Raw genomic sequence first — 24,986 nt, 5'->3', positions numbered from 1 at the left:
TAAGAAAATGAAAACTGCCTACTGAACACCGAGTACTGAACACTTAATTCCTGTCTTCCAGCAAAGGCACAAACCTGAAATTTCCGAATTCTGTTTTCTCGAACTCCGTTTCAGATTTTCTTTCGAAAAGTGTCATTACCTGAGTGTCTTTTCCTACGGGAATGACCATTCTCCCTCCAACTTTTAACTGACTCAGCAAGGGTTTCGGAACAAAAGGGGCGCCGGCAGTAACTATGATCCTGTCGAAAGGCGCATAATCGGGTAATCCCTTGTAGCCGTCACCAAAGGCAAGATAACGCGGCCTGTATCCTATTTTTGACAGGAAAAGCTTTGTTCTCTTGAACAATTCCTGCTGCCTCTCAATACTAAATACTTTAGCTCCAAGTTCGCACAGCACAGCTGTTTGATAACCGCTCCCGGTTCCAATCTCCAATACTGTATCTCCTTTTTTAACCTGCAGCACTTCGGTTTGAAATGCAACGGTATAAGGCTGGGAGATGGTTTGATCTGCTGCTATAGGAAAGGCTTTGTCCTGGTAGGCATGGTCTTCAAAGCTACTATCCATAAAAAGGTGTCGCGGAATTTTCTTGATGGCATCAAGAACCTTTTCATCCTTGATCCCTTTACCTTCCACAACTTTGGCCAGCTGCATTCTCTTTCCCTGATGTTTAAGCGTATCCTTTCGCACCCTTTTTCTTTTGAGCGGCAAAATTACACAAAGATTACCTCAGGTTAAAGAAAAAATGGGAATGGCTGTTTTTATTCGGTCATAATTGGCATTGGCTTTAGTTCAAGAAATGCTATTTTTGTTGAAAACCTTTTATTATGCTTAAAGCCGGCGTCCTGGGTGCAGGACACTTAGGAAAAATTCATCTGCGTTTGCTCAAGGAATCCGAAAAATATGAGTTGGTAGGATTCTACGATATAGATGAAGACAGTGGCCGCAAAGTTGAAGAAGAATTCGGTTACAAATATTTCAACAACCTGGATGATCTAATTGCAGCCGTTGATATGGTTGATGTAGTAACTCCTACCCTTTCTCATTTTGAAGTAGGACAAAAAACCATAAAGGCAGGAAAGCATCTCTTTGTGGAAAAGCCTATCACCAACACCGTAGAAGAAGCTGAAGAGTTGGTACGGTTGGCAAAGGAATATAAGGTGAAAGGACAGGTTGGACATGTCGAAAGATTTAACCCGGCCTTTAAGGCTGTCGCAGAGAAGTTTGAGAATCCTATGTTCATTGAAGCGCATCGCCTGGCAGAATTCAATCCCCGCGGAACTGATGTGCCGGTAGTACTGGATCTCATGATCCATGATATAGATGCCATTTTAAGTGTGGTAAATTCTGAAGTGAAGGAGATCAAAGCCAACGGGGTTTCAGTCATTAGTGATACTCCCGATATCGCCAACGCCCGTATTGAATTTGAGAACGGTTGTGTAGCAAATCTTACCGCCAGCCGAATATCCCTGAAGAACATGCGGAAGGCACGCTTCTTTCAGCGGGACGCTTATATTTCAGTAGATTTCCTGGAAAAAAAATGTGAGGTAGTAAAAATGAAGGATGCACCCGAAGTTCCGGGAGATTTCGACATGATCCTTCAGAATGCCGAAGGTTTAAAAAAGCAGATCTACTTTGATAATCCACAAGTCAATCCTAATAATGCCATTTTAGACGAGCTTAATTCCTTTGCCGATGCTATCGAGAACGATACGACTCCCATTGTAAGTCTTGAGCAGGGAACGCAGGCATTGCGTGTGGCAAAACAAATCATAAATTCATTTAACTAACATTTTCTATGAAAAATATTGCAGTCATTGGTGCAGGAACTATGGGGAACGGAATCGCCCATACTTTTGCTCAATTTGGTTATAAAACAAATCTCATTGATATCTCAGAAAAGAGCCTGGAGAAAGGAATGAAAACCATCTCCGGAAATTTGGACCGCATGGTGGCCAAAGAAAAAATTTCTGAAGATGATAAAACCAATACCCTTAACAACATCACCACCTTTACAAATATTTCTGAAGGAGTAAAGAATGTGGATCTTGTGGTTGAAGCAGCTACCGAAAATGTGGAGCTGAAACTTTCCATTTTTAAGCAACTGGATGAGGCATGTTCTGCAGAAACTGTTCTGGCTTCAAATACTTCCTCTATTTCCATTACAAAGATCGCCTCTGTGGTCTCGAATCCTGAAAGGGTAATAGGAATGCATTTTATGAATCCGGTGCCGGTGATGAAGCTTGTGGAAATTATTCGTGGCTATAACACGAGCGACGAGGTTACCTCAAACATTATGGACCTCTCAAAAAAGCTAAAAAAAGAACCTGTTGAAGTAAATGATTACCCGGGATTTGTTGCCAACCGTATCTTAATGCCTATGATCAACGAATCTATTGAAACCCTTTACAATGGAGTGGCAGGCGTTCAGGAGATCGACACGGTAATGAAACTGGGAATGGCCCATCCCATGGGACCTTTACAGTTAGCCGATTTTATTGGCCTTGATGTGTGCCTTTCCATACTTGAGGTGATGTATAGCGGTTTTAAAAATCCAAAATATGCGCCTTGTCCTCTCCTTGTAAACATGGTACAGGCAGGGAAACTGGGAGTTAAATCGGGAGAAGGTTTCTACGATTATTCCGAAAGCAGAAAAGCTGAGAAAGTTTCTAGCCAGTTCACCTCTTAGAAAAGGCATTTTTAGAACCTATTAATCAGCAGCATTTGGCAAAAATAATTCCTTTCAAGGCAGTACGCCCTTCGCGGGACAAGGTGGGGCTTGTGGCTTCACGTCCCTATCAGGAATATTCGGTTGAAGAAGTAACCTTTCAGCTGGAGCACAATCCTTTTTCTTTTCTGCATATCATAAATCCGGGATATAAATTTCAGAAGGAAATATCGGGAAGTGAGCGTTTTCAGCTTGTAAAGAACCGCTATCTCGAGTTCAAGGAGGAAGAGGTCTTTATTCAGGATGAAAAACCGGCTTACTACATTTACAAAACCATTTCCCGAAACCAGGCCTACTGCGGAATTATCGCTGCCACCAGTGCCGAAGATTACGAAAATAATGTGATCAAGAAACACGAGGACACGATCTCGCACCGGGAACAGCTCTTCAAGGATTACCTGAAGACTGTAGGCTTCAATACAGAACCTGTGCTCCTCACCTATCCAGATAGTGAGGTGATCAACAAGATCACTAATGATGTGATGCAGGAGCGGCCAGAATATGAGTTTTCATCCCTCAACCGGGATGTGCACTATATGTGGTTGGTAGATGATCATGAAAAAACTGAACTCATAAGAAAAGAGTTTGAACAATTGCAGGCAGTTTACATTGCCGATGGTCACCACCGCAGTGCCTCCTCCTGGCTGCTTGCCAAGGAATCCCGTGAAAAGAATCCCAATCATACTGGGGAAGAACCTTATAATTTTTTCCTGAGCTACATGATCGCCGAAAGCAACCTGAAGCTTTATGAATTCAACAGGCTGGTGCGGGACCTCAACGGACTTGGAAAAGAGGAATTTTTGATCGGCCTTGACGAATGGTTCAGGATAGAGAACAGAGGAACTCAGTTTTACAAGCCTTCTAAAAAACATCATTTTTCGATGTATTTGGACGGAGAATATTACTCGCTCTATCTGCGAAGGACGAATTACGAATTCACCGATTCATTAAGTTCTCTCGACCCTTACATCCTGTTCATCAAGATCCTAAAACCTATATTAGGAATTGAAGATCTTAAAAATGACCGGAGAATATCTTATCTTCCGGGTAGAAATGACACTTTTGATGTAAAGAAAGCTGTAGACGAGGGAAAATTTGCAGTTGGCTTTGGAATGCTGCCATTAACAATAGAAGAAATAAAACAAATTGCAGATGCAGGCTTGACCATGCCTCCAAAGAGCACCTGCATTGAACCCAAATTACGCAGCGGACTTACCGTATATGAATTCTGAAGACTTTATGAGCATTGCAGAAAATATCACCAAATTTAAAAATGAAATTCCTGAAGAGGTCACTCTTGTAGCCATCTCAAAGACCAAACCCGAAAATGACATTTTAGAAGCCTATAATGCCGGGCAAAGGATCTTTGGGGAAAACAAGATCCAGGAGATGACCGAGAAATGGGAAACGCTGCCTAAGGATATTAAATGGCATATGGTAGGCCACGTGCAGCGCAACAAGGTGAAGTATATGGCAGAATATGTGGACCTTATCCATGCGGTAGATTCTTTAAAGCTACTCAAGGAGATTGAGAAACAGGCTAAAAAATACGACCGCACAATTTCATGCCTTCTACAGATCAAGATAGCCGAAGAAGACACTAAATATGGAATAGATGTTGATGAAGCCAGAGGTATCCTTGAATCTGATGCTTACCGCAAAATGACTCACGTTAAGGTAGTTGGATTGATGGGAATGGCAACATTTACCGAAAAAGAAGAAAAAGTAAGAAGGGAATTTAGCTTTTTAAAGACTACCTTTGAAGATTTGAAATCTGAATATAATTCCTTCAGCATTTTATCTATGGGAATGAGTGGCGATTACAGGATCGCCATAGACTGTGGCAGCACGATGGTAAGGATAGGAAGTTCAATATTTGGAGAAAGAAATTATAATTAACAGGGAGATTTAGCATTTGTACGCGATTTTAGACATAGAAACTACCGGCGGGAAGTACAATGAAGAGGGAATTACAGAGATTGCTGTCTATAAATTTGATGGTCATAAGGTCGTAGATCAATTCATTAGCTTAATAAATCCGGAAATTCCAATTCAGCCTTTTGTTGTTGGGCTTACCGGTATTAATAACGAAATGCTTCGGCATGCACCAAAGTTCTACGAGGTGGCAAAACAAATTGTGGAGATCACCGATGGAGCTATCCTGGTTGCTCACAATGCAAAATTCGACTATCGCATCCTGAGAACCGAGTTCCGCAGATTAGGTTTTGAATATGAAAGACAGAGCCTTTGTACGGTAGAGCTGTCTAAAAAGCTAATTCCGGGGCTGCCTTCCTATAGCCTTGGGAAACTTGTAAGATCCCTGGGAATCCCTCTGAGCGACAGGCATAGGGCCAGTGGAGATGCACAGGCTACTGTTAAGTTGTTCAAAATGCTGCTCGCAAAAGATTCCGAAAAAGAGATCCTCAAGAGTTCAGTCAGAAATGCTCCAAAACTTCAAATGGATGATAAGCTTCTTAGGCTGCTTGAAGACCTGCCATCTATCACAGGTGTTTATTACCTGCACAATTCAGAAGGAGATATCATCTATATAGGGAAGAGTAAGAATATCAAGAAGCGCGTAAATCAACACTTCACCAGCGAGAATCGCAAATCACTAGAGATTCAAAAGGAAGTTGTTTCTATTAGCTACGAGGCTACAGGAAATGAACTTAATGCGCTGCTCAAGGAAAATGAGGAGATTAAACGGAATAAGCCTAAATTCAATAAATCTCTTTCCAGGACAATATTCTCTTATGCTCTGTATCGAACTACAGATGAGCATGGCTTCATTCACCTGAAGATTGGCAAGGCCGATCGTCGTAAAAAAGCGGTAACTACCTTTACCAATCAGCAACAGGCAAAGCAAATGCTTTCTAACCTGGTCGAAGAGTATAATTTGTGCCAAAGGTATACCGGCCTACATGAGGGCAATGGAAGTTGCTTTCATTACAGCATTAAAAAATGTAATGGTGCCTGCCTGGGAGAAGAGTCTGCTTCTGACTACAATAAGAGAGTACAGGAAATACTCGATAAATACAGCTATGAAAGGCAAAATATGCTGGTAATCGACCGGGGTCGGGATCTGGATGAAAAGAGTGCATTATTGGTCGAGGAAGGTCAGTTCAAAGGAATTGGGTATTTTAATCTCAACTACCAGCTCAACAATATGGACATTATCAAGTCGATCATCACTCCCATGAATAATGACCGTGATGCGCAGCATATTATCCAGAGTTATCTTCGGAAAAACAATCGGCTTAAGGTAATCATGCTCGATCCTGCAGAATAGATTTATCTTTTGAAGAGTTTACATTCCCCCGAAAAATCCTATTTTTAGGCTGTAATTCTACATTTGTGGCCGAATCAAATACTTCAGAGTGGAAAAAGAAACTTCATGAGATCATCTATGAAGCCGATACTCCTATTGGAAAGACCTTTGACATAGGGCTGCTTTTCGTAATTGTTCTAAGTATTGTCCTGGTAATGCTGGAGAGCATTCCCGGACTTAACGAGAGATACTACTGGGAATTTTACACAGCAGAGTGGATCATTACTGCCATCTTCACCATTGAATATATTCTAAGGATCGTGGTGATTAAAAGACCTTCCAAGTATATATTCAGCTTTTATGGTATAGTAGATCTTCTTTCTACACTTCCTACGTATCTAGCGATATTAGGCGGGGGGCACAACCTTCTCTTCGCCGTAAGGGCACTACGGCTTTTGAGGATCTTCAGGATCTTAAAGATCACCCGGTACATTGGAGAGTCAAACAGGTTACTCCTCGCGCTGCGGAACAGTCGAGCCAAGATCCTGGTATTTCTTTACGCAGTTGTAATTCTATGTGTGATCATGGGAACTATCATGTACCTGGTAGAGGGACCTGATAATGGCTACACTAGTATTCCCACAGGGATCTATTGGTGCATAGTCACTCTAACAACAGTAGGTTTTGGAGACATACACCCCATTACTCCTCTGGGCCAATTCATAGCTTCCATAATAATGATCACGGGTTACGGTATTATTGCTGTACCTACCGGAATTGTAACTTCAGAATTTTCAAGAGCATCGAGCCGGGTTCAGGTGAATACTCAGGTATGTCCTCATTGTAATGAATCGCAACATTTGGATAAGGCGGAATATTGCCATAACTGCGGAAATCTTCTGAATGAATAATAAATTCCTGATCGTAGTAGTTGGACCTACAGCTATTGGAAAGACTTCTTTAGGCGTTGAACTCGCCAGGAGCTTTAACACAGAGGTCATTTCAGCCGATTCCCGGCAGTTCTTCAAAGAAATGAGGCTTGGTACTGCTGTCCCTTCCAAAGGGGAACTGGAAGCCGTAAAACATCATTTTATTCAACATATTTCAATAGAAGATGAGTATTCCGTGGGAGATTTTGAGCGGGATGCTATTGAAAAGCTGAAAGAGTTATATCAGCAAAAGGACGTAGTGGTGATGGTTGGCGGCAGCGGATTATACATTGATGCTGTCACAAAAGGATTAGATGATTTTCCTGAAGTCGATCCGCAAATAAGAAGAGATCTAAAAAGAGAACTGGAAGAATCAGGCTTGGAAAAACTTCAGGAGGAATTGCAAATCAAAGATCCCGACTATTATTCTGAAGTTGATCTTCAAAATCCGCACCGGGTCCTTAGAGCCCTGGAAATTTGCAGGGGCACCGGGAAAGCGTATTCTTCCTTCAGAAAAGAAAGCTCCAAAAATCGCTTTTTTGAGCCTGTATATGTCGGACTTACCGCTGAACGAGCAACCGTGTATGAACGAATAAACAGGCGGGTAGATATCATGATGGAGCAAGGTCTTTTGCAGGAAGCCGAAGCTCTTTTCTCCCGGAAGCATCTAAATGCCCTGAACACTGTGGGATATAAAGAACTGTTTAAATACCTACAGGGAGAATGGGATCTCGAAACTGCAGTAAGTGAAATAAAAAAGAATACCAGAAGGTTCGCCAAGCGCCAGTTCACATGGTTTAGAAAAAATGAGCAGATCAACTGGTTCAAAATAGATACCCCTCCTACAGAAGTTGTTTCCTTTGTTCAGAAAAAAATTACCAGATAATTGCCCTTTTTAGATACTCCCTTCCATTAGTGTAGATCATCATGGGATAAACACCTGCTTGATATGCTCTCAAATCCAGCGTATATTCGAGTGGTGGCACTGTGTTATCGTACTGATGCTCCATAACAAACCGCCCTCTTACGTCAAAGACTTCGATCCTGTCGATTTGCAGCCCGGGAGATAGTTCGAATCTGATAAATCCATCCCCGGGATTAGGGTACAGGATCAGAGTGTCACCCTCAACGGGCCCTGTTGTCTCACAAATTCCGAGAGGATCGTCAACCCCTACTCTTACCTGACAAGAGCCCTGCTCAAATTCTGTTGAATAGTTTAGAGTGACCACATTTTCTCCCAAATCTTCACAGGTAAATACTGACTGACTTACGGTATAAGTACCGGTACTTGTACCTCCAGAGAAAAGATCTTCCGGCCTTATCTCTGCCCTCCCCGTTACATCAAGGCTAAGTGTAACAAGATCTACACATTCTACAGCGGGAGGATTTTCTCCATTGGCAAGGATAGTTACAGTGCCCTCACAGGTGTTTGTATTTCCTGATGTGTCTACAACTGTTAGAACAACCTGTTGTTGACCTATATCAGACTTTGTAAAAGTTGTTCGATCAAGGCTCATTGAAGCGATCTCGCAATTATCTGTGGACCCACTTCCAAATTCTTCTGCAGACAATGTTGCAGTGCCATTAGCATCTAATGTAATTTCAAGATCTGGTGTACAAACTGCCACAGGATCGGTATTGTCTACCACCTCTACCTCAACTTCACAGCTTTGAGAAGGGTCATCCTTCTTAGAAAGAACGACTGTATGTAATCCTATGTCTTCACAGGTATAGGGAATCTCTCCAAAGAATTCGACTCCTGCAGGATCACCTGCATAGAGATCCTGCGCAGTAAGAGTCACTTCTCCGCTGTTATTGAGCTCCAGTACCACCTTTTCTTTGCAATTCAATTCTCCCGTGGTAGCCATGTACGGTTTGACATTCACTGTTACCTCGCAAACGTTTATATTTCCAGAAGAATCTGTGACAATTAACCTTACTTCCTGAGTTCCGATGTCTTCTGTGGTAAAGCTACTTCTACTTAATCGCAAATCTCCAATACCGCAATTGTCGGTGGAATTGAGATTAACATCACTTGAAGAGAGCACAGCCTCCCCATTTTGATCCAGGATAAGGTTAACTTCAGAAACGCAGTTTACAACGGGAGGTAGATCGTCCACTACAATGATCTCTATTTCACAACTTCCCGTGTGTTCTCCGTAGTAGGTCGCTGTGATCATTTGAGAACCAATATCGTCACAGGTAAAATTACTTTTGCTAAGTTCCAGTGCTATATTCTCTTCATTCCCACTATAGTTGAGATTGAGTTCTCTCTTACCTTCTTCATCGAGAGGCAGCGTGATGGATTCTATACAAGAAACTCCACCACTTTGTTCAAAAGGAATTACTGTCACGGTGGTAGTACAGGTCCCGGAATTTCCATTTACATCGGTCACAGTCACTTCTACCTCATTTTCCCCAACATCTGGGGTTTCGAACCTGGTCTTACTGAGAACCGCACTTTGTATTCCGCAGTTATCTGTTGCATTTTCAAGGAGGATCTCTGCTGAAACAATACCGTAACCTTCTTCATTGAGAAAGAGTTCAAAAGTTTCCCGGCAGGAAATTGTAGGTGGAGTAGTGTCAACAAGCTCCACCAGGAAGGTGCAACTCGCCGTCTCACTTCCATCTACCGCAATTAAAGTTACATCAGTAGATCCTGAAATCAAACTACCCACAGGCGGATCTTGAGATAATTTGGCATCTGCCCGGGATACGCTCGCCATTTCTGTATAATCAGGCAATATAAAAGAGCAGTTTTCTCCGGAGGTTTCCGACTGGTCACCCAAGCAGGTAATCTCTAAAGGAGCATTCTCGACTATAAAAAGGCTAAAACTGCAGGTAGTGCTTAGACCCGCTTCATCCATTACAGAAAATGAAATCTGAGTCTCCTCACCCGTAATTTCCACCCCAGGTGCGGGACTTTGAATAATTTCATAAGAACAATTCTCATTTACCTCTGCCAGTTCTCTGTAGTCGGGAAGCACAAAAAGCTGTCCGTCCGGAGCCTGTACAGTAATGTCATCCGGACATTCAACTACAGGAGGAGTTTTGTCTTCCACATTAATTATAAAGGTACAGGTATCGGTCAAGCCATTAGGCCCTGTAACTGTAATACTCACCTGGGTTGCTTCGGAGATCTGTGTGCCTGGAGATGGTAGCTGAATAATGTTCACATAGGTTTGTGAAGTCTCAACTTCAGCAGTATAATCGGGCAGCTGAAATTGACAATTAGTTGAAAGCTCCTCGGTGGTAGATGTTGGGCAGGAGGTTATTCTGAAATCCTGGGAGGCATTAAGGATTAAATTGAAGTTACATGTTGTTCTGTTCCCGGTCTCATCCTCAAGAGTGATAACCACCTCCCTGTTTTGATATAATACCGTTCCCGGAGTCGGTACCTGTTCGATCTGCAAATTGCAATTATCCCGCACATTTAATTCTGTAGAAAAATCGGGGGTGGTATAACCTGTAGAAGGATCGAAGGGTCTGGTGATCTCTCCGGGACAATCGATTTCAGGAAAAAGATTATCAACCACCTCAACCTGAGTCATACAACTTGCCGAGGTTCCATCAAAATAAGAAACTGTCAACTCTACCTGCTTAGTTCCCAAATCATCACAATCAAATGAAGCAGGATTTACTACCATACTTTGAATATTGGGGTCATTGGAATCGCCATCAAAAATTTGAGAAGCTTCCAAATTTACAGTACCATCTAAACCCAAAGCTAATTGAACCGAGTTGCAGGCAATAGATTTATTTTCGTCAAATTTCAATTGGAAGGAACAGTCATTGGAAACATTTCCAAAATTATCTTCAACTTTAAAAGTTACTTGAGTGTTCTCAGTTATAGTTGTACCCGCAGCAGGATCCTGAATTAAATTTAAAGATCCGGAGCAATTATCAGCGTAGGTGACTTTATAAGAATAATCTGGAACAATAAAGTTTTCGCCCGAAGCTATTCCTGTCTCTACAGGCGACGCATTGCATGATATGATCTGCGGAGCTGTAACATCTAAAAGAGGAATTTCAACCTCACATTCTCCCACAAACTCACCAGTTTGGTCTGCACCGTGAAATACTTCCAGAGTTACCCGAAGTACATTCCCTTCTCTCACTTCCTTCTGATCAATGAAGATCCCATTTTCAAAGTGCTGTCTATTTATGACAAGATCTCTAAAATCATTCTCAGGGTAATTACAGGTTTCGTCAAGCTCCAGGGATAACGCTTCAGCAGAGCCACATTCAAAGGTTGGCGCTTCTTGTTCAATTAGCACCAGTTGCATTAAACAAGGTTCTGATTTATTACCAGCTTCATCAGATGCAATAACTGAAACGGTAGTATCTGAAGTAATTTCTGAACCTATTGGCACAGACTGTGAGTAATTTACAATAGAACTGCAATTATCTGTAGCCTCCACCAGCTCCAGAAGATTAGGAACCAAATATGCTCCATTTTCAGCTGAAATATACTGGATTGAATTCGAAGGGCAGGTTGTAAAAACCGGGCTCTCCTCGTCCTTAACCGTAATAAGTAAAGTACATGTAGCAAAATTATCTGAAGCATCCCGTGCTTCAAAGACTACTTCATAACTGCCGACCGCAAGAAAGTCTGCGGAGTCCGGGCCACTTAATTTTGTTACTTGTGGTGAACCTGCATTGTCACTGGCCTCCGGTTGTGGATAATTCACTACCGCTCCACATTGGCCAGGTTCATTCAGCACCTCTATGTCGGTTGGACAGGTTATCACCGGGGCCTCCTCATCTTCCGCTTCATTTACTGTGACTGAAAAGCTGCAGGTTATTTTTTTACCCGAAGCATCTGTTACTTCAAAGATATTTGTGACAGTTTCTCCTACAGGAAATACAGTTCCAGATGCCTGTCCATCAATTTGTTGAATCGTAGAACCTGAACAGTTATCTCCATATGTTGGCAGATCAAAATTCACAATTTTTCCCGTTTCCCCTATTGCTGCAGTTTCAAAAATGTCTTCCGGACAAGTAATTTCGGGGACCTCTTCGTCTGTCACTGTAATTGTAAAGCTACATTCAGCAGTATTACCTGCTCCGTCTGTGGCTGTATAAGTTACCGTAGTAGGACCAACAGGAAAAAATTCTCCCGGTGCAGGGCCTGCTGTTCTTTCAACGTTAACCGTTCCGGAATCATCTGTAGCAGAGGGAACCGCATAATTGACTATAGCACCACATTCTCCAGCATCATTTACTACTACAAGGTCTTCAGAAGGACAATTTGAAAAAACAGGATCTGTGGTATCTGTAGGATCTTCAATTAAAATTTTAAAAGTACACTCTACCGATTCATTTCCGGAATCATCTATTGCAGTTAATGTAATGGTTGTAGTCTCTGTTATAGATGTGTTTGCTGGTGGTGCTTGAACAATATCAAGATCATCATCACAATTATCTGTGAATTGTGCAAAATTAGAGTAATCTCCAATCGTAAAACTCCCATTCACTAATTCTTCCTCCTGATCACCGGAGCATGAAACCAAAACCGGAGCTTCAGTATCATAACCCGCTGATCTATTATAGACTTCCAGATCAAAATCCAGGTCAAAGTCAGGAACATCGGTACAACCAAAGAACGGGATACAATATGAATCTAATTCTCCATCGAAAATTGCGTTATTTACGTATAGAGCGCCGCATGGAGAAACAGCAAAGTCTATAGGAAAATCTATTTGAGAAGAAATTGTTGATCTAAAGGAATTATCTGGATTATAGATATTAATCTTAAAAACGTTATTTTTTATTCCATTCTTGATTATTTCAAAAACAGCGTAAAACTCATCTATATCCTCTGTAGCTGCCAAAAGTCTTGGCAGATCAATTTCATTTCCGAAGTCTGCTACAAAAACATAATCAAATTTGTCAATAATTATACTTCCGGGAGCCCCTAAATTAGTCGCAGGACCATTCGTTATACTTATAGGATTGAAATTCTGATCTAACTGGACTATTTTCACTTTCGCATTGTCATCTTGTCCAAGCTCGGACATGTACAATTCTCCCTGACTGTTAATAGCAAGTCTATAAGGAAATTTTAAAATAGTGCCATTGACATTGTCAAATTCTCTAATAAGATTATTCTTGTAATTTCCAGAAGCGTCTTTCCGGTAGATCTTTATAGCACTTGGGCGGGAAGGGTTTTCAGTTCCAATATAGTGGTCGGCAACATATAAGTTGTCGTCTTTATCGAAAGCCAAACCTGAAGGTCCCTTAAATTTATTTGCGCCGCTGCCATACGAACCGTCTCCCAAAGTTTCGTTTGACAAATAGGCACCTTGAGGGGAATAAACTCTTATAAATCTCCGGTTACTTTCATTGGTTGCAACAAAGAATTTCCCCTCACTGTTAATGGCAAAATCCAGTGCGTTGCTCAACCTGTCGCTTTGATTTGGAATAAAGTTTACCAAGCCTCCATTAGCCCCTACTTTTTTGATCCCGTTACCAAATGTTAGAACGTAAACTTCACCATCGGGACCTACATCGACAGCAATAATAAGCCTGTTAATTTTTGCCTGAGGATTTATTGCGTCTGTTATTGTAATGCTGAAATTATCCAGGTTCCTGGACTCTGCAGGATTATGTGTGTAATTAGGCTCCTGGGCCAGAAGAGCGCCATTCGTGGAGTACAGTAGAAAAAAGGAAAAAATAAAGACTGAAAAAGTTTTTTTCCGGCTAAGACCAGCACAAAGCCCACCAAAAAAATGCCGCAGGAATACGGCAGTAGAATGACATTTTTGGATGGAGCGGAGTCTCCTCATTGTGTGCAGGTTACACGGCAAATATAAGTAAGTAAAACGAAGACCCCGTAAAAGTTATTATTAACATACAAATATTCAACATTGCTGCAGCTATACTGCAGCAATGCCAAATATTAGAAACTGAAAATAGTATGCTTAGCTCTGAGCTTCTTCTTTATTTCTTATCACCAGCCTGAACCCTTCCCCGTGAATGTTCAGGATCTCTACGTTTTCATCCTTTTTAAGGTACTTGCGTAGTTTGGCAATGTAAACATCCATACTTCTTGAAGTAAAGTAGTTATCATCCCTCCAGATCTTGGTTAAAGCAAGTTCCCTTGGCATAAGGTCATTTTCATGAAGTGCCAAAAGTCGCAATAGCTCGTTCTCTTTTGGAGATAATTTTGATGGCTCTTCATCCCTAAAAGTAAGGAAGCGGAGTTTTGAATTCAAATGGAAATCTCCAATCTGGAATTCGAATTGCTTACTATCGGCCACACTGTCTGTAGCTTTACGCTGCATTATTGCTTTGATCTTCATAAGCAACACTTCGCTGTCAAAAGGCTTGTTGAGATAATCGTCTGCCCCAACCTTGTAACCTTTTAGAACATCTTCTTTCATAGCCTTAGCCGTTAGGAAAATGATTGGAATTTCCTCATTCTTTTCCCTTATTTCTTTTGCCAGCGTAAAACCGTCTTTGTACGGCATCATTACATCCAGGATACAAAGATCGAAATCATCTTTCTTGAATTTTTCAAATCCTTCCATTCCATTCTTGGCGTGAGTGACCTCATAATCGTTCATGGCCAGGTAATCTTTTAATACCGTTCCAAAATTCGGGTCATCTTCAACTAGTAAAATCTTCTTATTTTCAGTTTCCATAAATTAAGATATTAGTGGTAGTTTAATTATAAATGTACTTCCTTTTCCTTTCTCGCTCTCCACGCTAATTTGCCCGTGGTGATCATCAAGGATTCGTTTTGCGTAGGCTAGCCCAAGGCCGTGGCCTTTGACATTGTGGATATCACCTGTATGCTCACGATAAAACTTTTCAAATATTTTCTTTTGGACCGGCTTGCTCATTCCGCTACCCTGATCCCTAATTTTCATTACGATATAGTTCTTGACATTTTCCGTAAAGATATCTATCCGCGGTGGATCTGGTGAATATTTCACCGCATTGTCCAGCATGTTCACGATAACATTGGTAAAGTGAGTTGGGTTAGCGAGTATAGATGACTTCAATGCTCCAAAATGTGTTTGAATATATCCTTCCTTATCCTCTACAATTAGTTCGACATGAGTGATCGCTTCTTCAATTAACTCATGAAGATCAAGCCTTTCTTTCTTTAGATCGAGTTCGTTCTTTTCAAGTCTTGAAATTCGCAGTACGTTCTCCACCTGTGCATGCATCCTTTTATTCTCATCTCTGATCATGCGATGATAATGCGCAATTTTATCTGGATCGTTCATGACCTTCGGATTCTTTATAGCATCCAGAGCCAAATTGATGGTCGCTATAGGTGTTTTGAACTCGTGGGTCATGTTGTTTATAAAATCTGTCTTGATCTCTGAGATCTGCCGTTGCCTTATTAACTGAGATAAAGCACTTGAATAGGCGATCACAATGATCAAAGTAAAAATGATCGACAAGGCCGCCATAAGGGTAATGGACGACAAAACAACCTGCTTCTTTTCAGTAAAATTGACGAATAACTGATAATTATTGCTGTTATTCCCGGCTGTAAACAGCGGTACCCTGTAAGTGGTCCTGGCATCCAGTTCAAAATTCTCCGATCGTACCTTTGTAGCCAGTCCATTGCCGTACACTCCATATTCAAAAGAGGTATTCATCCCTCTGTTTCGAAGTTCATTCTGGATCAACTCTTCCAAATAAGACTTTGAAACCCTCTCATGAATAGGCTTTCTGCTCGTATATTCGCTCACGGTAGAACGGATAAATTCCTTCTCAACATCTTTCATTCTAAAGATGCGGTTGATCCTACTGGAGGTAGCCAGCGAATTTTCATTCAGACTGTCATTTTTCACCAGCTTTGAGACCTTACGGTTGATGAGCTTCTTAAACTGAATGGTATCTATAGATGCATCCAGAAAAGCTGTAGACAGCTTGTAGTCTTCCTCCAACCTTCCCTCTGCCTGAAAGAAAGCATCATCGGCAATCTCATCGCGCGGCATTTCAAAGATCTGCCTTATTATAGCACTGTCTGCCTTAGCTCCAAGGCTGTCAACCAACTCCTGCATTGCGAAATAGTAGTTCTCAAGCTCATTGTTTTCAACTTCATTGGCTACTCTTCGCAGTATCTGTTTAGCATTAAAAGAGAATTGCTCTTCTTTGCTCTCAACTGTGTTCTTTATCCAAAACCCCTGAACAAATATAATTCCTATTAGAGAGAGGCTCATGAGAACCACTAAAAGAAAAAATATCTTTTTGTTCATATTTTCAAAAGTATGATTTTAACATTTAGCCAAACAGGCCTTTAACCAAAAGTTAACAAAAGGAAACCAGTATTTACGCGCTCTTAAGGAGGATTTCGTGCAGTTGGCGCACTTCCCGTTGGGTCCTATCGAGCTCTTTATTTTCTATAATAAAATCTGCCAGTTCTGCCTTCTTGTCGTCACTCCATTGATTATTCATTCGGGCCTCAATTTCCTCCAGGGTAGAACTGTCCCTTTTTTGAAGCCTTTCAATTCTCCTGTTGTATGGAGCGGTGATAAGAAGGTTATAATCACATTTTTTATAGCCTCCTTTTTCAAACAGAATTGCGGCTTCATAGATAACATATGGAGCATGTTGTTCCTGCTTCCAGTTTTCAAAATGATCTCCCACGGCAGGATGAATAATTGTATTTAATTGCTCAAGTTTCTCCTTGTCTCCAAAAACCCTGGATGCAATATACTTCCTGTTGGGACTACTGTTGTTATATGCTTCCTCTCCAAAAAGTTGAATTATAGCCAATCTTATTTTTTCATCGGTTTCCATGAGCTTCTTAGCCTCAACATCTGCAATGTAAACAGGAATGCCTAATTCCTGAAAAAATCCGGCAACTGTGGTTTTTCCGCTGCCAATTCCTCCTGTTAACCCAAGTACTTTCATTTCTTGATAATAAACTGGATCTTCTTTTCGTTTAGCCGAATACTGGAAGTGAAATCCGGTTTTTTGATCACCTCCGGAATAAGGAAATCCTGCTCTCCTCTAACGTTAGCGAAGTCGGCTACTACCCTGAAATCTGAAGCCGTTACTTTACTGAAGTCTTTTAGGTTCACCTGGAAAAACAGCACCGTCTCCTTAGGAAAAATAACGACATTGAGGTTTTGAGGCACGTTGATGAGCTCAATTGGCACCTGTACTTTTCCCTCAGTAAATTTTTCTACATCAACAGAATATTTCACTTTGTTGCGGTAGAAGGTAACGTTGGGAAGTGAAGTACTATCCAGGAAAACAAATCCGTTTTGATCTGTCTTGACCTTTGAAAGTTTCAGCGGAAATGTCTGCAAACCAGAAAGTGTATCCAGAATATTATCGGGACCACTCACTCTTACCGAGTCGGGTTCAATAGAAAGTTGTTCAACTGCCGAATATCCAACGGCATATTCTATTTCAACTTTAGATCTCACAGGAAGCTTTTTCTCTTGTTTCTGCTCATAATCAAGAACCAGAGCATCCCTTACAAATTGATTATCGTCAAAATCTATTTCCAGCTGTGACTGGATTTCAGATCGGTTTTCATCTATTACATAGATCAGGGACCCATTTTCAGCAAATGCTTTGGAAAGATCAATGCTAAGGGTAGGCGGAAAAAGAGAAAACCATGCTATTCTGAAACCATTCTCCTGCATTCTAAGCTGAATGCTTTGTGGCGCATCTTCCAAAAGCAACTTATCTGGGGGAATATTTACATACTTCACCGGAATTTCAAGTACCTCATTATACTGCTTTGAAAACTGCACAAAGATCCAGATCACCACAGCAAAGAAAAGAAAGAACAGGAATGAATTGAAATCGGTTTTTCTAAACCGGGTTCTGGTGACAGATTTAAATCTTTTAAACATGTTTGAAGAATAGCTTGGGGAACCTTTCCTCGGGATCCTTGTTCAACACCCTAAGATAGCAGGTTGACTTGCAGAAACCAAACCCGTACCCCAAAAACTGAATTAAAGCAGCCCCTATGGATAACACCGCGATCTTAAGGTCCTTATTGAGAAAAAGGGAATGCAGAAACAACACAATGAAATAAAGTCCATACACCCAAAGCAGCCAATTCCATCCAAAAATGGCAAAAACAACAGCTGTTATTAATCCGACACTAAAAAGTGTGGGAAACCAGTAAGTGATCTTAGCCGAATCGGGGTGCCACTTATTGAGAATAGGCCTCACCAGTCCGAATTTCTTCACCTGTTGGTAAAATTTGCTCCAGTCGATACGGCGTTTGTGAAAGACAAAAGCTTCAGGAAATAAACGGGTCGTAAAATGCCTTTTTTGAAGCCTTAGTGCAAGGTCGGGATCTTCGCCCGGGTGGATCCTTCCAAAACCTCCGCTGGATTCAAAGGCCTCTTTTGAAAGTCCCATATTGAAGCTTCTTGGCTGAAATTTTCCCAGCATTTTCTTTCCCCCTCTAATTCCGCCGGTGGTGAGAAAAGAGGTCATAGCGTAGTTGATCGCCTTCTGTAGATCGCTAAAATCCTCATGGGCAGCATCGGGGCCGCCGAAGCAATGAACAAAATCCTTCCGGAGCTCCTCCTCTACTTCAGCTAAATACTGTGGCGGCAAAATAACATCTGAATCCAGGATCAAAAAGTAATTTCCGGCAGCCTTTCTCATTCCGAAGTTGCGGGAATCGCCGGGACCGGAATTCGGCTTTGTGAAATAGCTGATCTTCAGTCGCTCCTGGAAATCCCGCACCACTTCTTCCGAAGAAATTGTAGAACCATCTTCCACGATCACCACCTCAAATGGCTTGTCGTAGTTGAGATGCAGCATACTTTCAAGCAGCTCTCTTATTTCCGCAGGACGGTTATACACAGGAATGACAAATGAGAAAGAGAGCTCCATAGCACAAATGTATTAAAGAATGTGGGACGGGCACCAAAAAATAAGAGGCCTCAAAAATGTCATTTTTGAGACCTCTTATCTATCGATATTTGAATTAGCTACTCTCCTTTGCTCTTAACAAAAGCTTCCATGACCTGCTGACTCACTCCCATGTTGGAGAAGCCGCCGTCGTTGTATAGGTTTTGCAGAGTTACTCTTTTCGTAAGGTCCGAGAACAGAGTGACAATGTAGTTGGCACAATCCATTCCTGTTGCATTTCCTAGTGGTGACATCTCTTCTGCATATGCAATGAAGCCGTCAAAACCTTTCACACCCGTACCTGCCGTAGTTGGCGTTGGAGACTGGGAAATAGTATTCACTCTTACTTTTTTCTCTTTTCCGAAGAAATACCCGAAACTGCGGGCAATTGACTCAAGATAAGCCTTGTTATCGGCCATATCGTTATAGTCCGGGAAAACTTTTTGGGCTGCGATATAAGAAAGCGCCATAATGCTTCCCCACTCGTTCATAGCGTCTTTCTTGTAAAGGCTCTGCATGGTCTTGTGAAAAGAAACAGCCGAAACATCCCAGCCTTTGGTGGTGAAATCGTAATTCTGATTGGTGTAGTGATTACCCTTTCGCACGTTTACAGACATCCCAATTGAATGCAGCACGAAATCCAGTTTTCCACCAAGAATTTCCATGGCTTTTTCTACCAGGTTGTCAAGGTCTTCAACGCTGGTCGCATCTGCAGGAATGATCTCTGCATTTGTTTTTTCAGCAAGCTCCTTGATATTTCCCATTCTCATGGCGATTGGTGCGTTGGTAAGAACGAACTGTCCTCCCTCTTCATGCACTCTCAAAGCTGTTTTCCAGGCGATAGAATTCTCGTCAAGGGCTCCAAAAATGATCCCCTTTTTTCCTTTTAGTAGATTATATGACATGGTTTGGTTTTATAGAGTTGTTAAGCGGGTAAATATAAGAAACATCTTTTAATTCAGAAGCGCTTTGGCGTGTGCCACGGCAGATTCGCTAATGTTTTTACCGCCCAGCATCATAGCCAGCTCCTCAATTCTGTCCTCGCCCTTTAATTCCTTGATATTGGTGATCGTGCTATGGGCTGCATCTTCTTTGAAGATCTTGAAGTGCCTGTCCCCTTTTCCGGCGATCTGCGGAAGGTGAGTAATGGCAATAACCTGCATGTTTTTTCCCATTTTCTGAAGGATACCGGCCATTTTCTGGGCAATATCTCCCGAAACTCCGGTGTCGATCTCGTCAAAAATTATAGTGGGCAATTGGCTGTAGGTGGCTAAAATGCTTTTTACAGCCAGCATTATTCTCGAGAGCTCCCCGCCCGATGCTGCTTTCTTGATGTCGTTGTAAGCTCCGCCTTTGTTGGCAGCAAGGAGCCAGGTAAGTTTATCCTGTCCATTGGTATAAAATTCCTTCTGTTGCTCCAGCTCGATCTTTAAAGTTGCATTAGGCATTCCCAGATCATCCAGGATCGTCTCCACTTCCTGAATGAATTTCGGAATAATGCTTTTTCGGGAGGTATGTATTTCCGAAGCTATTTTATGAAGCTCTTCTTTCTTCTCAAAAATGGCTTTTTCTGAACGTGTTATTTCTTCATCGGCATTTTCTGAAACTGCTACTTTCTTCGCCAGCTCCTCCTGAATATCCTTTAGTTCCTCCACAGTTGCAACTGCGTGTTTCTTCTGAAGGTTATACAACATTTGAAGTTTGGCATTCACCTGCTCCAGTTCCGCCGGATTCGCTTCAACCTTATCCAAAGCCGATTCGAGTTCCGTAACGATATCATCAAGTTCGATATTGACACTCTGCAAACGTTCAAAAAGCTGATGATATTGATTGGAAATTACCGATATCTTCTGAAGACTATTTTTTGCTTCCCTTAAGGATGCCGCTGCCCCGATCTCCTCCTGCTGAATATTATTAATTGCGCCTCCCAGTTGTTCGGTGAGTTGCTCTACATTGCTCAGCTCCTCATATCGCTCCTCCAGCTCTTCCTGCATTCCCGGCTCGAGTTTTGCCTGTTGCAATTCGGTAAGCAAAAAGAGGTTGTAGTCGTATTCTTTTGTAGCCTGCGCCTGCTCTTCTCTTAATTGCTGAAGTTCCTTCTGAAGCTTCTTGAGTTGCTGCAGTTCTTTCTGGTATTCCTTAAGCTTAGCTTCATTCCCGGCCAAAGAATCGATTACCAGGAATTGATATTCATTGTTTCCCAGGCTAAGGGTCTCATGCTGACTGTGAATATCAAGCAGCTTCTCCCCCAGCGCCTGCAGCGAAGAAAGATTCGCCGGAGTATCATTTATAAACGCCCGACTCTTGCCGGACGGAAGTATTTCTCTCCTTATGATTGTTTGCGGTTCGTAATCAAGATCCTCTTCAGCAAAAAGATCTTTCAGGTTGTATGAGGAAATGCTGAAAGTGCCTTCAATGACACATTTCTTTTCCGCATTTCGTATCGCACTAAAATCGGCCCGTTTGCCCAACAGCAAAGAAAGCGCCCCCAGCATGATGGACTTTCCTGCGCCGGTTTCCCCTGTAATTATTGTAAAGCCACTGCGAAGATCCATTTGGATATCTTCAATAAGGGCGTAATTCTTTATAGAGAGATTTGTGAGCAAAAGCCTGTGAAATTTCGGTTAAAGATAAAGTAATTTATAATTGCCAAACAGCAATTAACACACGACAAATTTAAAAGAATCAAAGAGGAAGCACCAAATTACCAAAGGATTTAAAATTCAAAATTCAAGGTTCAAAATTCTATTGTGGGAATTACGCTGTCAAAGGTTTCCTTCAGATAACGTAGATTTGGAGAGATTTTTTGAACTTAAAAAAAGTCTTGACTCCTGGCTCTTGAATCTTGGTTCTTCCGAAACTGACGACTGATCACTAGTATCTAATATTTCCCCACTTTTCGGTATAGTTGGGTGCCATTGTATTAAGAGCATCGACCACCTCCCTAATATTCACTGAAGGCCCGCCGCTAAAGATCTGCTCCACCTCATCGGCTTTGGCGTCAAAAAAGGTTCTTAGCAAGAGCGAATTCGGGCGACGACTGTTCATTCGCTGCAGGTCAATGATTGAAGAAGCTACTGCTTCTTTACCTTCTTCAGGCGACATGTGCATAACGTCCAACCCCTCACGGTGATATGTGTAAAGAGCATTGCGATATCCGGAATAGGTATTGGAAAGCAAATCGGCATTCAGTTGATACCTGGAACGATTCCCGTCTGTTCCTTTCCAACCGCTATAGGAGCTCTGCTGTGCAGTTCCCACGATCTGGTTAGCTGTTTGATAATAGGAAGTTCCCCCCTGTTCACTAAAAGTATCGGAATCCAGACCCAAAATGGTATAAACATAGAAGCTGATTACCGACACCAGATTCGAGTTAAATTGATTTGGACTAAACTCTAAAGGTTGATATTCGGTATATTCAAAGGCAAATTGCTCATCATTAAAATTCAACACAGGAGTGACCATGGTAGAACCAAAAACAGGTCTGGAAGACTGAATTTGAATTGTCCCGCCAAAGCTGTTGCCCTCAAAGCTGTTTATGTTAATGAACATGCTACAGTTAATGCGCTCCTGCGAAAGGAAGTCTTTGTTGGTCCAGCGAGTTTGATTCACAAACTCAGTAAGTGCATTTTGCAGGGTCTTAAAGACTGAAGCATTTGCCTGCCCCGTCTGCTCCGCGTTTACAATCACCTGGCAATTTAATTCCTGGGCACCTACAGACACGCTGAGGCTAAGCATCAAAAAAAGTAAAAATGAATTACGCATTGCTTAATAGGATTACTTCATTCAGAATATCTGCGGCAACTTCTTTTTTGGACTTCAGTTCAAAATTCTTCCTTGTCCCATCCTTGAACAGGATCTTAATCTTGTTGGTTTGAGATTTGAAGCCAGCACCCTCATCATTTAGAGAATTGAGCACTATAAAATCCAGGTTCTTCCTTTTTAATTTACCAGCTGCATTTTCCTCTTCATTTTCAGTTTCCAACGCAAATCCAACCAGAAGCTGACCTTTCTTTGCTTCTCCCAAAGCAGCCAGAATATCTGGATTTTTCACCAGCTCAAGCGTCATAATCTCTTCGGTCTTCTTGATCTTTTGCTCTGCAGATATCTTCGGACGGTAATCACTTACAGCAGCCGATGCAATCGCAATATCTACATCAGGAAATGCTTTCGTAGCGACTTCATACATATCGACAGCGCTCTGCACTCTCACTAACTTTATCCCTTCCCTGGGGCTCTCTAAATGTGTGGGGCCTGAGATCAGGATCACTTCAGCTCCAGCATCATGTGCAGCGGCAGCCAACTCAAATCCCATTTTTCCACTCGAGTGGTTTCCTATAAAACGCACGGGATCGATCGCTTCGTATGTAGGACCTGCTGTTATAAGCACTTTTTTAGCGTAGAGCGGAAGATCTTTCACTAAATGATCTTCAATGAAAGCTACGATATCTTCGGGCTCTGCCATCCTGCCCTCTCCCGTCAAGCCACTCGCAAGTTCCCCAGAAGTAGCAGGGATCATGACATTTCCAAAGGAAGTAAGTTTACCAAAATTCTCTTTTGTGGAAGCATGCTTGTACATATCCAGGTCCATTGCAGGCGCAAAATAAACCGGACACTTAGCAGAGAGATAAGTTGCCATTAAGAAATTATCGCTATGTCCACCTGCCATTTTTGAAAGGGTATTGGCCGTAGCAGGAGCAATGATCATAAGGTCTGCCCATAGGCCCAGCTCCACATGGTTGTTCCACAGGTCGCCATCATCTTCTTCCAGTGTAAAAGAAGAAACCACCTCATTCTTGGAAAGGGTGGATAAAGTAAGAGGGGTAACAAATTCTTTGGCTGCAGGGGTCATAATAACCTTTACCTGCGCACCGGCCTTAATAAAGAGCCGGACCAAAAATGCTGTTTTATAAGCGGCAATACCCGCGGTAACGCCGAGAAGTATCTTTTTGCCGCTTAATACAGACATATACTTTTATTCTTCGCTTTTAGTATTGCGATGGTAAATTTTGTCATCCAGCCATTCCTGAACTGCTAAAGCATGTGGCTTTGGCAATTTTTCATAGAACTTGGAAACTTCTATCTGCTCCTTGTTTTCAAAGATCTCATCAAGGCTATCATTGTAAGTAGCAAATTCATCAAGTTTTTCAAGAAGTTCTTTCTTGATCTCAGAATTTATTTGCGTAGCTCTTTTTGAAATAATTGAGATCGCTTCATAAATGTTATTGGTAGAAGAATCGATCTTGTTCTTATCAAGAGTCGTAGTGTTTACCGGAGCATCTGTCTTCTTTAGATCTATCATATTCTCGTCTCAGATTTATAATTGTTGTTCTTTTGTTTCAATATCTTTTAATGCAGCATCTGCCAAAGCAATAAACTCGCCTTCAGGATAATACCGCTTGTAATCTTCATAATATTCTCTTGCTGTGGCCAGTCTTTCCGGCATGGCATAGGCATAACTGTTGATGGCATACAGGTAAGCCGATTCAAACCTGTAGTACATGGCCTTTTCTCTAAAAGGAGATCCCGGATATTGAGAAATAAAATTATCAAAAGCAGTCATGGCCGCAATGTAGCTTTCTGTATGATGGTACTGCTTAGCGATCTCGTATGCCTTTCTTTCCAGCTTCACCCTAAGCTCGGTAACGAGTTCGTTAGCCTCATCCATTTTCTCACTATCGGGAAAACGGTTTATAAATGCCTGTAACTTACTTATTCCCTTTTCAGTTTCTGTTTGATCGAGATAGTATGGTGGCGACAGGAAGTAATAACTCTTTGCTCCTTTAAAAGCGGCTTCTTCTATCTTTTCACTCTCGGGATAGGTTTCTACAAATCGCTCAAATTGGTAGCCTGCCAAGAAATAATCATTCAATTCATAATAAGTGTCTGCAAAAAGGAACATCAGTTTTTGCCCCTGCGGTTTACCTCTGAATTCAGGCACAAGCTGTTCAAAGATCCTTAAAGCTTTTCTGAATTTTCTTCTGCTATTACCTTCACCAGCCTTGGCTTCGTTGTAAAGATTTTCAGCAGTAGTATACTTTAGACTGGTATCTTTGCTTTTCAACACTTCCTGGTATTCCCCGCAAGAGCTTAAAACAAAAGCTACACTTAATAAAAAGATGATTTTCTTCATTCTTAATTTTAACATCTGGCAAAAATACTCTTTTCTGCCTTATTATAAAAACTTTAGTTTCAGCCAGATTTCAGCTA

General features: G+C 41.7%; 20 protein-coding genes. 7 read left to right on the top strand and 13 right to left on the bottom strand.

Annotated features, from left to right (window positions below; genetic code table 11):
- Positions 1-43 precede the first annotated feature (43 nt).
- Positions 44-688 carry a protein-L-isoaspartate(D-aspartate) O-methyltransferase gene (locus ACXYMT_RS08390; protein WP_459058629.1) on the bottom strand — a complete coding sequence of 215 codons (645 nt, stop codon included), beginning with the start codon at positions 686-688 and terminating at the stop codon, positions 44-46.
- Positions 689-825: 137 nt separating this feature from the next.
- On the opposite strand from ACXYMT_RS08390, the gene ACXYMT_RS08385 reads away from it, so the two are divergent.
- The 7 genes from ACXYMT_RS08385 (at position 826) to miaA (ending at position 7,809) form a co-directional block, all read left to right on the top strand.
- Positions 826-1,788, top strand: a complete 963-nt coding sequence (locus ACXYMT_RS08385) for a Gfo/Idh/MocA family protein (RefSeq protein WP_459058628.1) — start codon at positions 826-828, stop codon at positions 1,786-1,788.
- An 8-nt stretch (positions 1,789-1,796) separates the two neighbouring features.
- Positions 1,797-2,687 (top strand): 3-hydroxyacyl-CoA dehydrogenase family protein, encoded by an 891-nt coding sequence (locus ACXYMT_RS08380; RefSeq protein WP_459058627.1) that lies wholly within the window; start codon positions 1,797-1,799, stop codon positions 2,685-2,687.
- Positions 2,688-2,722: 35 nt separating this feature from the next.
- Positions 2,723-3,958: a DUF1015 domain-containing protein gene (locus ACXYMT_RS08375; protein ID WP_459058626.1), complete on the top strand. Its 1,236-nt coding sequence runs from the start codon at positions 2,723-2,725 to the stop codon at positions 3,956-3,958.
- A 7-nt stretch (positions 3,959-3,965) separates the two neighbouring features.
- A complete protein-coding gene (locus ACXYMT_RS08370) occupies positions 3,966-4,625 on the top strand; it encodes a YggS family pyridoxal phosphate-dependent enzyme (RefSeq protein WP_459059163.1) in 660 nt (219 codons plus the stop codon).
- Positions 4,626-4,641: 16 nt separating this feature from the next.
- Positions 4,642-6,015 (top strand): exonuclease domain-containing protein, encoded by a 1,374-nt coding sequence (locus tag ACXYMT_RS08365; protein WP_459058625.1) that lies wholly within the window; start codon positions 4,642-4,644, stop codon positions 6,013-6,015.
- A 65-nt stretch (positions 6,016-6,080) separates the two neighbouring features.
- Positions 6,081-6,905, top strand: a complete 825-nt coding sequence (locus ACXYMT_RS08360; protein WP_459058624.1) for an ion transporter — start codon at positions 6,081-6,083, stop codon at positions 6,903-6,905.
- Positions 6,898-7,809, top strand: a complete 912-nt coding sequence (gene miaA, locus ACXYMT_RS08355; RefSeq protein ID WP_459058623.1) for a tRNA (adenosine(37)-N6)-dimethylallyltransferase MiaA — start codon at positions 6,898-6,900, stop codon at positions 7,807-7,809. Before ACXYMT_RS08360 ends, miaA begins: the two co-directional genes overlap by 8 nt.
- Here the strand turns inward: miaA and ACXYMT_RS08350 are convergent.
- The 12 genes from ACXYMT_RS08350 to ACXYMT_RS08295 all read right to left on the bottom strand — a co-directional run bounded on the left by ACXYMT_RS08350 (position 7,799) and on the right by ACXYMT_RS08295 (position 24,909).
- Positions 7,799-13,711, bottom strand: coding sequence for an HYR domain-containing protein (locus ACXYMT_RS08350; RefSeq protein ID WP_459058622.1), 5,913 nt, complete (start codon positions 13,709-13,711; stop codon positions 7,799-7,801). The two genes, miaA and ACXYMT_RS08350, sit on opposite strands and share 11 nt — an antisense overlap.
- A gap of 135 nt (positions 13,712-13,846) precedes the next feature.
- The gene (locus tag ACXYMT_RS08345; protein WP_029037458.1) at positions 13,847-14,569 is read right to left on the bottom strand and encodes a response regulator transcription factor; all 723 of its coding nucleotides are present in this window, start codon (positions 14,567-14,569) and stop codon (positions 13,847-13,849) included.
- A gap of 3 nt (positions 14,570-14,572) precedes the next feature.
- The gene (locus ACXYMT_RS08340; RefSeq protein WP_459058621.1) at positions 14,573-16,144 is read right to left on the bottom strand and encodes a sensor histidine kinase; all 1,572 of its coding nucleotides are present in this window, start codon (positions 16,142-16,144) and stop codon (positions 14,573-14,575) included.
- A gap of 73 nt (positions 16,145-16,217) precedes the next feature.
- Entirely contained in the window at positions 16,218-16,802 is a 585-nt protein-coding gene (gene coaE, locus ACXYMT_RS08335; protein WP_459058620.1) for a dephospho-CoA kinase, read from the bottom strand.
- Entirely contained in the window at positions 16,799-17,758 is a 960-nt protein-coding gene (locus tag ACXYMT_RS08330; RefSeq protein WP_459058619.1) for a YbbR-like domain-containing protein, read from the bottom strand. The genes coaE and ACXYMT_RS08330 overlap by 4 nt, the downstream gene beginning before the upstream one ends.
- Positions 17,751-18,758 carry a glycosyltransferase family 2 protein gene (locus ACXYMT_RS08325; protein WP_459058618.1) on the bottom strand — a complete coding sequence of 336 codons (1,008 nt, stop codon included), beginning with the start codon at positions 18,756-18,758 and terminating at the stop codon, positions 17,751-17,753. Before ACXYMT_RS08325 ends, ACXYMT_RS08330 begins: the two co-directional genes overlap by 8 nt.
- 98 nt (positions 18,759-18,856) lie before the next feature.
- Positions 18,857-19,681, bottom strand: coding sequence for an enoyl-ACP reductase FabI (locus ACXYMT_RS08320; protein ID WP_459058617.1), 825 nt, complete (start codon positions 19,679-19,681; stop codon positions 18,857-18,859).
- A 48-nt stretch (positions 19,682-19,729) separates the two neighbouring features.
- Entirely contained in the window at positions 19,730-21,382 is a 1,653-nt protein-coding gene (recN, locus tag ACXYMT_RS08315) for a DNA repair protein RecN (RefSeq protein ID WP_459058616.1), read from the bottom strand.
- A gap of 268 nt (positions 21,383-21,650) precedes the next feature.
- Positions 21,651-22,541: a type IX secretion system protein PorD gene (porD, locus tag ACXYMT_RS08310; protein ID WP_459058615.1), complete on the bottom strand. Its 891-nt coding sequence runs from the start codon at positions 22,539-22,541 to the stop codon at positions 21,651-21,653.
- Positions 22,534-23,745: a bifunctional phosphopantothenoylcysteine decarboxylase/phosphopantothenate--cysteine ligase CoaBC gene (coaBC, locus tag ACXYMT_RS08305; protein ID WP_459058614.1), complete on the bottom strand. Its 1,212-nt coding sequence runs from the start codon at positions 23,743-23,745 to the stop codon at positions 22,534-22,536. Before coaBC ends, porD begins: the two co-directional genes overlap by 8 nt.
- A gap of 6 nt (positions 23,746-23,751) precedes the next feature.
- A complete protein-coding gene (locus ACXYMT_RS08300) occupies positions 23,752-24,078 on the bottom strand; it encodes a DNA-directed RNA polymerase subunit omega (RefSeq protein ID WP_459058613.1) in 327 nt (108 codons plus the stop codon).
- Positions 24,079-24,093: 15 nt separating this feature from the next.
- Positions 24,094-24,909 carry an outer membrane protein assembly factor BamD gene (locus ACXYMT_RS08295; RefSeq protein ID WP_459058612.1) on the bottom strand — a complete coding sequence of 272 codons (816 nt, stop codon included), beginning with the start codon at positions 24,907-24,909 and terminating at the stop codon, positions 24,094-24,096.
- Between the last annotated feature and the right edge of the window lie 77 nt (positions 24,910-24,986).

The sequence above is a fragment of the Salinimicrobium sp. CAU 1759 genome (assembly GCF_054482715.1).
This window is presented reverse-complemented; position numbering and strand designations above follow the sequence as displayed.

Excerpts from the sequence above, each read along its gene's own strand:
- miaA (WP_459058623.1), top strand. The coding sequence starts at position 6,898 with ATGAATAATAAATTCCTGATCGTAGTAGTTGGACCTACAGCTATTGGA.
- ACXYMT_RS08325 (WP_459058618.1), bottom strand. The coding sequence starts at position 18,758 with ATGGAGCTCTCTTTCTCATTTGTCATTCCTGTGTATAACCGTCCTGCG.
- ACXYMT_RS08300 (WP_459058613.1), bottom strand. The coding sequence starts at position 24,078 with ATGATAGATCTAAAGAAGACAGATGCTCCGGTAAACACTACGACTCTT.
- ACXYMT_RS08295 (WP_459058612.1), bottom strand. The coding sequence starts at position 24,909 with ATGAAGAAAATCATCTTTTTATTAAGTGTAGCTTTTGTTTTAAGCTCT.
- ACXYMT_RS08345 (WP_029037458.1), bottom strand. The coding sequence starts at position 14,569 with ATGGAAACTGAAAATAAGAAGATTTTACTAGTTGAAGATGACCCGAAT.
- ACXYMT_RS08385 (WP_459058628.1), top strand. The coding sequence starts at position 826 with ATGCTTAAAGCCGGCGTCCTGGGTGCAGGACACTTAGGAAAAATTCAT.
- ACXYMT_RS08350 (WP_459058622.1), bottom strand. The coding sequence starts at position 13,711 with ATGAGGAGACTCCGCTCCATCCAAAAATGTCATTCTACTGCCGTATTC.
- ACXYMT_RS08330 (WP_459058619.1), bottom strand. The coding sequence starts at position 17,758 with ATGTTTAAAAGATTTAAATCTGTCACCAGAACCCGGTTTAGAAAAACC.
- ACXYMT_RS08320 (WP_459058617.1), bottom strand. The coding sequence starts at position 19,681 with ATGTCATATAATCTACTAAAAGGAAAAAAGGGGATCATTTTTGGAGCC.
- porD (WP_459058615.1), bottom strand. The coding sequence starts at position 22,541 with ATGCGTAATTCATTTTTACTTTTTTTGATGCTTAGCCTCAGCGTGTCT.
- ACXYMT_RS08370 (WP_459059163.1), top strand. The coding sequence starts at position 3,966 with ATGAGCATTGCAGAAAATATCACCAAATTTAAAAATGAAATTCCTGAA.
- coaBC (WP_459058614.1), bottom strand. The coding sequence starts at position 23,745 with ATGTCTGTATTAAGCGGCAAAAAGATACTTCTCGGCGTTACCGCGGGT.
- ACXYMT_RS08340 (WP_459058621.1), bottom strand. The coding sequence starts at position 16,144 with ATGAACAAAAAGATATTTTTTCTTTTAGTGGTTCTCATGAGCCTCTCT.
- coaE (WP_459058620.1), bottom strand. The coding sequence starts at position 16,802 with ATGAAAGTACTTGGGTTAACAGGAGGAATTGGCAGCGGAAAAACCACA.
- ACXYMT_RS08380 (WP_459058627.1), top strand. The coding sequence starts at position 1,797 with ATGAAAAATATTGCAGTCATTGGTGCAGGAACTATGGGGAACGGAATC.